Origin of the sequence: Aureimonas sp. D3 (genome assembly GCF_001463805.1) — a bacterium.
Lineage (GTDB): Bacteria > Pseudomonadota > Alphaproteobacteria > Rhizobiales > Rhizobiaceae > Aureimonas > Aureimonas ureilytica_A.
On record NZ_BBWM01000086.1, the window covers coordinates 1 to 9,721 of the forward strand.

10 protein-coding genes and 3 pseudogenes are annotated in these 9,721 nt (G+C 61.4%); 8 read left to right on the forward strand and 5 right to left on the reverse strand.

The window, feature by feature from the left end; all coding sequences use genetic code 11:
- Window positions 1–301 precede the first annotated feature (301 nt).
- Window positions 302–1,228, reverse strand: a pseudogene (locus AUL36_RS25035) (methyl-accepting chemotaxis protein); the annotation flags it as partial.
- 538 nt (window positions 1,229–1,766) lie between these two features.
- Between AUL36_RS25035 and AUL36_RS22590 the strand changes: the two are divergent.
- Complete coding sequence (locus AUL36_RS22590) at window positions 1,767–2,351, forward strand: YdcF family protein (protein WP_210168886.1); 585 nt, start codon at window positions 1,767–1,769, stop codon at window positions 2,349–2,351.
- A 1-nt stretch (window position 2,352) separates the two neighbouring features.
- Here the strand turns inward: AUL36_RS22590 and AUL36_RS22595 are convergent, their stop codons facing one another.
- On the reverse strand, window positions 2,353–3,024 hold the full coding sequence (locus AUL36_RS22595) for a DJ-1/PfpI family protein (protein ID WP_062224469.1): 672 nt from the start codon (window positions 3,022–3,024) through the stop codon (window positions 2,353–2,355).
- A 74-nt stretch (window positions 3,025–3,098) separates the two neighbouring features.
- Here AUL36_RS22595 and AUL36_RS22600 point away from each other — a divergent pair, with 74 nt between their 5' ends.
- Window positions 3,099–4,067: a GlxA family transcriptional regulator gene (locus AUL36_RS22600; RefSeq protein ID WP_062224486.1), complete on the forward strand. Its 969-nt coding sequence runs from the start codon at window positions 3,099–3,101 to the stop codon at window positions 4,065–4,067.
- Window positions 4,068–4,180: 113 nt separating this feature from the next.
- On the opposite strand, the gene AUL36_RS23550 is transcribed toward AUL36_RS22600, so the two are convergent.
- The gene (locus AUL36_RS23550; RefSeq protein ID WP_082640635.1) at window positions 4,181–4,714 is read right to left on the reverse strand and encodes a hypothetical protein; all 534 of its coding nucleotides are present in this window, start codon (window positions 4,712–4,714) and stop codon (window positions 4,181–4,183) included.
- A 390-nt stretch (window positions 4,715–5,104) separates the two neighbouring features.
- Here AUL36_RS23550 and AUL36_RS22605 point away from each other — a divergent pair, with 390 nt between their 5' ends.
- The 3 genes from AUL36_RS22605 to AUL36_RS25075 all read left to right on the forward strand — a co-directional run bounded on the left by AUL36_RS22605 (window position 5,105) and on the right by AUL36_RS25075 (window position 8,142).
- A complete protein-coding gene (locus tag AUL36_RS22605; protein WP_062224471.1) occupies window positions 5,105–5,824 on the forward strand; it encodes a hypothetical protein in 720 nt (239 codons plus the stop codon).
- Between the two features lie 204 nt (window positions 5,825–6,028).
- A complete protein-coding gene (locus AUL36_RS22610) occupies window positions 6,029–6,409 on the forward strand; it encodes a MobC family plasmid mobilization relaxosome protein (protein ID WP_062224473.1) in 381 nt (126 codons plus the stop codon).
- Window positions 6,403–8,142 carry a relaxase/mobilization nuclease domain-containing protein gene (locus tag AUL36_RS25075; protein ID WP_156418543.1) on the forward strand — a complete coding sequence of 580 codons (1,740 nt, stop codon included), beginning with the start codon at window positions 6,403–6,405 and terminating at the stop codon, window positions 8,140–8,142. The genes AUL36_RS22610 and AUL36_RS25075 overlap by 7 nt, the downstream gene beginning before the upstream one ends.
- Before the next feature lie 96 nt (window positions 8,143–8,238).
- On the opposite strand, the gene AUL36_RS22630 is transcribed toward AUL36_RS25075, so the two are convergent.
- Together AUL36_RS22630 and AUL36_RS22635 are read right to left on the reverse strand one after the other, a co-directional pair.
- Window positions 8,239–8,658 carry a BrnA antitoxin family protein gene (locus AUL36_RS22630; RefSeq protein WP_062224480.1) on the reverse strand — a complete coding sequence of 140 codons (420 nt, stop codon included), beginning with the start codon at window positions 8,656–8,658 and terminating at the stop codon, window positions 8,239–8,241.
- The gene (locus tag AUL36_RS22635) at window positions 8,655–8,903 is read right to left on the reverse strand and encodes a BrnT family toxin (RefSeq protein ID WP_062224482.1); all 249 of its coding nucleotides are present in this window, start codon (window positions 8,901–8,903) and stop codon (window positions 8,655–8,657) included. The genes AUL36_RS22630 and AUL36_RS22635 overlap by 4 nt, the downstream gene beginning before the upstream one ends.
- A 270-nt stretch (window positions 8,904–9,173) precedes the next feature.
- Between AUL36_RS22635 and relB the strand changes: the two are divergent.
- The 3 genes and pseudogenes from relB to AUL36_RS22645 all read left to right on the forward strand — a co-directional run.
- Window positions 9,174–9,353 (forward strand): annotated as a pseudogene (relB, locus tag AUL36_RS24775) (type II toxin-antitoxin system RelB family antitoxin); the annotation flags it as partial.
- Window positions 9,354–9,452, forward strand: a pseudogene (locus AUL36_RS25080) (antitoxin MazE-like protein); the annotation flags it as partial. It abuts the pseudogene before it with no gap.
- A partial coding sequence (locus AUL36_RS22645) for a type II toxin-antitoxin system PemK/MazF family toxin (RefSeq protein WP_280138004.1) occupies window positions 9,443–9,721 on the forward strand: 279 nt, incomplete at its 3' end. The pseudogene AUL36_RS25080 and the gene AUL36_RS22645, both read left to right, overlap by 10 nt.

The following is a 9,721-nucleotide window of genomic DNA, read 5'->3' on the forward strand; positions in this document are numbered from 1 at the left end:
ACGCTGCAGGCCGTGGACAAAGCTCTAGCTCGCTGGTTCGCACTGGATCGATCAGCACCATAAGTCCACAAGGAGTAAACCCGTGGGGCACTGAGCCAGGCTACTAGGCCCGACCCTATAGCCCTTTATGAGCGAGCGGCTCGGGTCTGACGACGTTGGGAGTAGCGTCAAATACCGTTCAAATCTTCTTCGATCCTTCGATTTCGGCAACTGTGAATGTATCTTTCTATCAAGCTGCCGATCGAAAGACGGAGGACCGATGATCACGGTCATGATCGCTGGAAAGGGTACTTCCATCCCCGTTCAATTTGTGAAGGGCTTCGTTGATTTGCTGTGCGCCCACATCCTGCTCGCGGCAGGCCGACGAAATCTCTCGCACCAGTTCGGCCGTCTTCTGAATATCCGGCATCAACTCCTTCAACATCTCGCCAGCTTCTTCGGACAGGCGAACGGTCGATACCGAAAGCTTGCCAATCTCTCCTGCTGCGATCTGTGAACGCTCAGCCAGCTTGCGCACTTCTGATGCGACAACAGCAAAGCCTTTGCCGTGTTGCCCGGCCCGAGCCGCTTCGATGGCTGCATTTAGTGCCAAAAGGTCGGTTTGACGCGCAATCTCCTGAACGACCCGGATCTTCTCTGCGATCAGGCGCATGGAAGCAATCGCTTCCGTCACAGAGGCGCGCGTCAGTTCTGCATTCTTGGAAGCATGCGCGGCCACCGTCTCGGTCTGCGAGGCGTTGGAAGCGTTCTGCGAGATGTTAGCCGCCATCTCTTCCATAGCTGCGGATGCGGACGACGTGGCCTGAACCTGCGCGGCGCGCGAGGTTTCAAGCTCTTCCATCAGGCTTCTCTGACCATGGACATCACGAAGAGCTCCACTGATACGAAGGACTGTTCCCGAAGCATCGCGCTCGGCACCGCCCGTCGAATGGCACCACTGGAAGCTACCATCTTTGCGTCGCATACGGACCGTGAAATCCAGACGCTTGTTGCCCTCTTTGTCTGCCAGAAACCCTCCGAACTCACGTCCGGCATAATCCACGTCGTCGGGATGAACACGACTGGTCCAGGTTTCCATGACGTTCGGAAATTCGGCTTCCGTTTGATAGCCGAGCATTCGACGCAATTCGGGAGAATAATACCATTGGCTTCCGGGGTGAGTCGCATCACCATTGACGATGATGCAATCCCAGAGCCCAATTCCGCTCCGCTCATCGAGCACGATCATTCGCTGCTCGATCGCTTTCAGGCGGAGCACTTCCGCTTTCAGCGACGCTTTCGAAACACTGCCGAAAACCACGATCAAACCCCTCCGACACGCGATTATTTAGCCGAAAAACGATTAAAGCTTCATACTTCGAAAGGGAGATAGGCTCAGGACCTGTCAATTCGCTCTGCTGATTGGATCAGGGCGGCCTTCGAACGTAGGTTCGGTTAGACTGGTCTGTTTCTTCTGAGCGAACCCAGACGCGACAGGCGCAGAGACGCACGAAACCGTCTCATGAGAACCCGTTAGACCCGTTGTGACGGATCATCAGGAACACCTACCCATTTGGAACACTGCTGGATCGAGCGGTTCAGCAAGGGAACGACGATTTTGGGTGGAACGCCGTCGGTCGGCTTTGAGTGGCGGTTTGCAGATAAGCTGCCATTGCGCTTCGCCCGGCAGCAGAGGTTTCTCGATTACCCCGACGATGAGAAACGCCTACGTTCTTTGGGACTACCTAACGGCCTGTGGCGATCGGCATAGGGACGGTCTTCTGGTCGTGTGCGGGTCATACGATCTACGGGTCTGCGATCATGCCTGCGAACTCTTCCGTCAGGGGCGATACGATAGCCTTCTCATCACCGGAAAGACGGGCAACTGGACGGACAAGCTCTGGACGCAAACCGAGGCGTCGCTGTTTGCGGACAGGGCTCAAGCGAACGGCATCTCGCCCGAGGCGGTCATTCTCGACGAGGAGGCGACCAACTTTGCCGAGAACATCGCCAACGCCCGGCGCTTGGTGCCGGACGCCGTACGCGTCACCTTCGTAACCAAGCTGAACTCCGTCCGGCGCGTTCTCGCAAACGCGCCGATCCAGTGGGCTGAAGCCGACATCCGCGCCAACGGCCCTCCCATCACCTTTCCCGACGGAGCCTCGAACATCGTCGGCGTCTTCGGTCTGATCGAGGAGATGGTCGGAGACATCGACCGGCTCCTTCGCTATCCGGACTTGGGATATCAGGTCGTGGTCGCCGTCCCCAGCGACGTGCGTGTCGCCTTCCGTTGGCTAATAAAAGACGGGTTCGGGGGACGCTTGCTCGGCAGCGCGCTGGGAATTGGAAGCAGCACTGCAATCGTCCCTTAGGTCAACCGATACTTTTACCCAGAAGGGCTTCTCGCTCCCGGCGGGAGCCCGCCATGCGGGTCCTGGCCGCCGCGATGACGGCATCCGAGGCGGACGCAGGAGAGCCGGCATCGAAGGGCGGAGCGGGGGCGTATTCGAGCGAGAGCTGGATCGTCTCGGCCTCCTCGCGTCCGAGAAGCTCAGCGATGACGGCGAGGCCGAAGTCGATGCCCGATGTGACGCCGCCGGCAGTGATGATGGACCCGTCCTGCACGACGCGTTCCGCCACTGGGATGGCGCCGAGGGCGGGCAGGAAGTCCATCGCGTTCCAATGCGTGGCAGCGCGCTTGCCTTGGAGGAGCCCAGCCTTTCCGAGGACCAGCGAGCCGGTGCAGACAGAAGTGACGAACCGCGCCCTTTGCGCCTTATCTTGAATGAAGGCGAGGACCGTCTCGTCCGCGAGGAGCCCATTGATCCCGGAGCCGCCGGGAATGCACAACACGTCGAAGTCCGGCGCCTCGGCCATCACCGTGTCCGGCGTCAGCATTAGGCCGGTCGCGGAGCGGACCGGCTCGAGGTCCTTCCACACAAGGTGGACGACGGCGCCGCGCGCCGAGGCGAAGATCTCGTAGGGGCCGGTGAGATCGAGCTGCTGGACGCCGGGAAAGCAGAGAAGGCCGAAGCGAAGGGTCATGGGTCTCATCCTGTCTTGACGAAAGGAGCGTAGCGCGGGACGATTTGGCTGTTGCGCCAATCATCGCTCGGTTCATGCCAATTGCACCATCGCCTCACCGGGTAGAAATTCTGGCTTTCACCCGCGTCCAGATCCTCGACGTGACGGGCCCGGCGCAGGTTTTCGCCACCGCCAACGATCTGACTCCGCCGAGTCAGCCGAAGCCCTACGAGATAACCGTGGTCTCGCTTGATGCCGAAGTCGTCACAAGCTCCGGCCTGACGCTCAAATCTGAGCCTGCGGCCGAACGGGTGGGCGCGCTCAGCACGCTGATCGTTGCTGGCGGCTACGGCGTGGACGCGGCACGATGCGACAGCGCGCTGATCGGCTGGATCCGTCAGCGAGCATCAGCGGCGGAGCGCACCGCTTCGGTGTGTAGCGGTGCGCTGCTCCTCGCCGAGTCTGGGCTTCTCGACGGGCGCCGGGCGGTGACGCACTGGCAGCGCTGCGCGGAGTTCGCGACACGCTATCCCGAAGTCCGTCTCGACCCCGACCCAATCTTCATCCGTGACGGCACGATTTGGACATCGGCGGGTGTCACGGCGGGGATTGATCTGGCACTCGCCATGGTAGAGGCCGATCACGGGCACAGGCTGGCGCTGTCCGTGGCGCGCCAGCTCGTCGTGTTTCTGAAGCGTCCAGGCGGTCAATCGCAGTTCAGCGCGGCGCTCTCGCTTCAATCGTCGGACGAGACGTTCGAGGACTTACACGGCTGGATCGCCGCCCATCTCCACCGAGATCTGACGTTATCAGCGCTGGCCGAACATGCGGGCATGAGCCTTCGCACTTTCTGCCGGCGCTATCGGAACGCCATGGGCCGCACGCCGGCGGAAGGAGTGGAAATCCTTCGCATCGATGGCGCAAGGAGGTTGCTAGAAGAAGGCGTCAGCGTGACGCGAACAGCCGCCCGCTGCGGTTTCGGCTCGACGGAGACCATGCGTCGCACGTTCCTCCGCCATCTAGGCGTCGGCCCGAGCGCCTACCGAGAACGGTTCCACGGTTGAGCAACGACCGCTTTCGGTAAACCATCTTGGGTGCGCCGAAGACTGCTTGAGGTCGAAAGTTCGTGTGTCCCTTCACAAACGACGATGCTTCTGACGTGTGAAAATCGGAAGTTTTAGCCTGCCATTCGCTTCCACCATGGGCGGCTCTTTTGTGCGGCTAACTCGGCACGCAGGCGGGCCAGTTCTTCGTCCGTTCGACGGTCGTTGTCCGCTCGTTGTCCGGTCTCAGTGGCTAGTTCCACGACCCGCCGTAAAAGCTCGTCCACCCTGCTCCGTTCGGTATCTGCCCGGTCTCGCTCCCGATCGGCGCGAGCCCGCTCGTCATCTGCCCTCGTGCGCTCAGCATGGAACGCTGTTTCCCCGCGCTCGACAGCTTCGCGAAGGCTTTCAATGTGGGCTTCCAGAGCGGCAATCGTCCGCTCGTCCGACGGCTGTTCATCGGCCGTTGGTTCGTCGTTCTCCTCGTCCTTTGATTTGCGAGTAGTCGTGCTGGCGGCGACTTCCTCCCAATCGACCCACACCCGCGCTTTGCCGTCGTTTCCAGACTGCTTTCGCAAGCGCAGCCGCATGGATTTCTGGCGAGCCGCTTCGGACGATACGCCAAGACGTTCACCCAACTCGCTGTAAGTCAGCCATTCTTCCGCCATAGGAGCACCCGTTCAACACCCGTTGTCCGGGCGAACGATATGATGGACGCGAAGCCTTACGCAGGCGTGACCACCCGTCCACCGGCTGTTGAACATGCGTTGAACGGATGGCGGACGCCCAACAATGGGCCTTCTTAAGAAGTTGACGCGCCACCCCTTGGGCGGGAATAGTGGCGCAACGTTCGATTCTTCGAACGCTAAAAACAACGAAGCCCGCCTGGGAAAGGCGGGCCCGTATCCGGCAAAAGGCGCCGGGGAAAGTCCTAGTGTGGTAGCTGGACCTTCCCAAAAACCCGAGCGCCCGTCAACGCAAAAACGCAGTTTTTGCGAACGGCGAAGCTTTGCCGTGTATGTGGCCACTTTCCCGGTCGGGCATGACCCGAGGGACGTATGCTCGCACATCAGATTGCGGCTGCGATCGAGGCCATCCGCCCGTCGCAGTTCCATGACCTTTCCCTGACGCTTTGGCGCGGCCATGCCGCAGGCCTCATCGAGGACACTGAAGCGCAGAGACTGGCAGAGGCACTGGAAGCCCGGCGCAAGCCACCCAAGCTTCTCCACGAGCTTCCTCGTCCGCGCCAGAGCCTGTTTCCAAAGCGCCGACCTCAGTTGGCGAAGCGGCACCCCGAGCGCATCGGCCGTCGCCGCCGTCTCGCTGCTACTGGGCCTCTGCCGGCGACGTTGGCAGCCGACTGGACGACAAGTGCACTGGCCGTGCTGCGGATCGTGGGCGACGAGGTGCGCGACAAAGGAGCCTGCGAGCGAACCCTGCCCGAGATCGCCGCGCGCGCCGGTGTTTGCCGGACCACAGCGCAGACGACGATTCGGCGCGCGGCCCAGCTTGGTCTCGTCAGCATCGAGGAGCGGCGGCGAGAAGGGGCCAAGAACCTGCCGAACGTGGTGCGGATCATCTCGGCCGAGTGGATGACCTGGTTGCGGCGCGGACCCAGAGCACGGGATACCGCCGAGGACGCAGGCATAGGGTTCAAAAATACGAGCCCCACGGAAACACATCTTTTTTCTAAAAGCCCGATTCCGAAACCTTCAACCCCTCATAAGAGCTCCAGAGAGACGAAAGAGCGGATCGATCGGCCTCCAAAAGCTAGGTGACCCCTAACCGGACCGCTCCTCCTCCGCCTTTTTCATCATCGCACTGCCCTTCAGCAGCGGCGACCAAAGGAGCTTGTCCGTCTTTTCTTAGCCAGTGTACTCTCGTGGCCACGCTAGCGCGTGTCCTCTTCGAGACTGGCAAGGGGGCGTAGCCCCCTTTGAACCCCCGGCCGCCGAAGCGGCTCTAAACGCTGAGACGACAGCATGTGGATCAAGCTGCGGGTTTCGGATGAGGAGCGAAGTCGCTGGCTGCTGAAGGCCCAGGACGCTGGCGTAACGCTATCGGCGCTGATCCGGCAGGGCCTTGAAGGTGCACCCGTGCGTCGGCAACGCCGGCGCGTGGCGACCGATCCAGCGCTGCTGCGCGAGCTGGCCCGGATCGGCAACAACCTCAACCAGATTGCCCGCTGGGCCAACCGCAACAAGCAAGGCGTGGAGGCGCAGGGCATTCTGGTGGCGCTGATCGAGATCGATCGTGAGCTTGCCGCTCTCCGACAGGCTGTCCAGAGCGCGGGACAGAAGATCGACCGTGCAGGGTCGGTCGAGTTGGCGCAGGACGCCGACGAGGCGACTGCTACGTGCTGATCAAGTTCTTTCCGCGCGGCCAAGGCTCCGGAGCGGGGCCTGTGGGCTATGTGCTGCGCCTGGACGATCGGGAACATTCGCCGCCCAAGGTGCTGCGGGGCGATCCCGACACGATACGTGACCTGATCGATGCGATCGACCGGCAATGGCGCTACACGAGCGGCGTCGTGTCCTTCGCTCTGGAGGACGCACCGAGCGAGGCGCAGCAGAACCAGGTCATGGACGAGTTCGAGCGTACGGCGTTCGCGGGGCTCGAATCCGACCAGTACGCCGTTCTCTGGGTGCGTCACAGCCACACCGAGGGCGGGCGGGTCGAACTGCACTTCGTCACACCGCGCATGGAGTTAGCGTCAGGGCGCGCTTTCAACATCGCTCCCCCTGGCTGGCAAAGCCTCTACGGGACGCTTCAGAACACCCTGAACGGCGAAAACCGTTGGGCCGACCCGCACGACCCGGCCCGCGCGCGCGACCGTCACGTCACGCTGGAAGCCCCAGAGCGGGCTCGGGATCGCGAGGCGGTCCACACGATGGTCGAGGGGTGGATCGAGCACGGCCTCGTGCGCGACCGCGCCGAGATCGTTGCGGCCCTTCAGGAGACCGGCTTGGAGATCCCGCGCCAGTCCAAGAGTTTCATCACCGTGCTCGACCCGGACAGCGGAGAGCGCTTTCGCCTGAAAGGCACCCCTTATGAAGAAGGATGGACCGCCAGCGCTCAGCTTGAGCCAGCGTATGCGGCAGAGGATCAACGACGACACGCAGCTCTTGAGCGAGCATCGCTCGATGATCGAGACGATGCTGGACGACGAGCGGAGGCTGCTCGCACAGAGCTTGAGGAGCGAATCCGAGCGCGTGCGGAGCGTCATGCAGAGCTCTACGGCCGAAGCCCTGTCCGAGATGAAGAGCTTCAGCGCCTTCTTGAAACAGGAAGAAGCGAGGGCCGCGAACCTCATTCAGGCGAAGACGATCGCCGCTCAGGATGGTTTGCGAGCGACGTTCTCGAGTTTGAACGAGGAAGCGAGCCACGGGATCACACGCTTCCTGTCTCACGCGCGGATGACCGCGATCTTGAGCGTGACGATCCTTCTGAGCGCCGCAGCGATCCTCTTTGGCATGACGTGGTGGGCGCATACGGACCTGACCCGGACACAGGATCAACTCGTGACCGCGAGGAGCGCACTCAGCGAACTCCAACGGCAGACGAACAGGATCGAGTTCTGGAACACTCAGAAGGGCAAGATGATGCTTCTGCCAAAGGGAACCGAGCAGGAGTTCTACACCTGCGAGAACCGCCTATGCCTGAAGTTGCCGGAGAACTAGGGCATGGATCAGATGACCCCTTTGGAGCGCGAGCTTCTGGCTTCGCTGAACGTCTTGCAGAGATCGCACGAGCAACAAATCAGCGATTTGCAGGATGGATACGCGAGGCAACTCGCTTCCTTGATGGCTGGCTTCGAGAGCGTGACGACCTCCATCATGAAGCGGCTGGACGCTCTGGAGCGCTCGCAGACGAGCTTGGCCAAAGCTTCGCAGACGGCGCGCAGACACCAGGACGAGACGGACGCAGCCTTGATGCGTCTATCCGAAGCGTCGAGCGGTGCGCTCGGGAGCTTGGACGAAACGCTGACGGGCTTGAGCGAGAGGCTCAAATCGTTGAGCGACAGGTTGCCCAGGAAATAGAACAGCAGCGCCAGCGGGACCGCGAGCGGGACAGAGAGTACGATTTCGGTTTGTAGTGGCTCCGATGCCGAGCCAGCCGTCAGGCCCGACCCTACAGCCCTTCGTGAGAGAGCGGGCCGGGCCTGACGGCGTCGATCGTCCCGTCGAATGCTTTAGGAGGCAGCCCTTTCCAGCGCTTCCACCATCCGTGCTCGCCAATCGTCTCCCCCCGCCTGGTAGCGTGCTACGACGCGGGGATCGATCCGTAGCGTCACGGCGGTTTTGGGATGCTCTTTTGCAGGGCGTCCCCGCGAGCGTTTGATGCTCTCGGCCAGATCGGGAAACACGTCCGCGAAGGGCCGCAGTTGCGAGACTTCCGAGGATGACAGGGGGCGCTCGATGGCAGGATCGGGACCGACGAGATCGCCCGTTGCCGTCTCAACCCACCAAGTGTCTTCGTCCTGATGAAACGCACCCGTGGCGATGAGCGCCTTCATCTCGCGATCGTAGGCCTCCCAACGTCGCATCATCTCGGCGTCGTCATCGGGGCCAAGATCGCGCGTGATGAAGCTCGGCCATTTGTTCGTGGTCATGCGCGACTCCTTTCGATCCGGCTCGCCGGTCGCATCGAGATGACGGACAGCGCCTCCGATCCCAGCGGACGGAATATGACAGCGAGGATCGTCACTCCGTCCAACTCCCCGATCGCGAGGAACCGGCCTTCCTTGGCGATCTCGACCCGAGCAGCCTCGAAGAAATCCGGTGTCAGAGCAGCGAAATCCAGACCGTGTTTGACGAGGTTGCGTTCACGCTTCGGCTCATCCCAGACGATCTGCATTTAATTTCTGTACACGAAAAAAGAAGGGCCGCCATCGCCATATGCGTTCGGCGATGGAGGGCTGCTCCTCGCCCAAGGCATTGGCGTAGATCGCCGCCATTTCGTAGTCGTAGCGCAGACCCTTGGGTATAGCGCTGGAGCGCGAGCGTAGCCGCGATTATGGCTATTGATTACGCAATGTGAGGCAGAAGGCTAAGCACGAGTCTGGCAACGGCTTGGAGATTCAACTCCCTATTTGCTATACATGTATAGCAAATAGGGAGTTGAATCATGTTGGCGCTACGGCTTCCTCCTGAGATCGAGATGCGGTTGGATGCCTTGGCCAAGCGCACCGGACGCACCAAGAGCTTTTACGCACGTGAGGCCATCCTTCAGCACCTCGGAGAACTTGAGGCACGAGCGGAGATGGAGCGGCAGGCGCTTCAATCAGATCGCGTCGCCCTTGCTGAGGAATGCCAACGACAATCTCGGCTTCTACACGACGATCCGCTGGAGCGCGAAACGCTGGACTGGCTTCAGGGGGCTGCGGACAAGGACGGATGGGCGTGAAGCGAGGCGACCTCGTGACGATCGCGTTGCAAGGGGACTATGGCAAGCCGCGTCCGGCGCTCGTGGTCCAATCTGACCTCTTCAACGAGCATCCTTCGGTTTCGGTCATGCCGGTCACAGGGGACTTGCGGCCGACCCCGTTGTTTCGGATCGATGTCGAGCCCACTTCGGAAAACGGGCTGCACAAGCTCTCACAGGTGATGGTGGACAAGGTCCAAACTGTGCCGCGCGAGAAGGTTGGTCCCTGTTTCGGTCACCTTGAAGTCGCG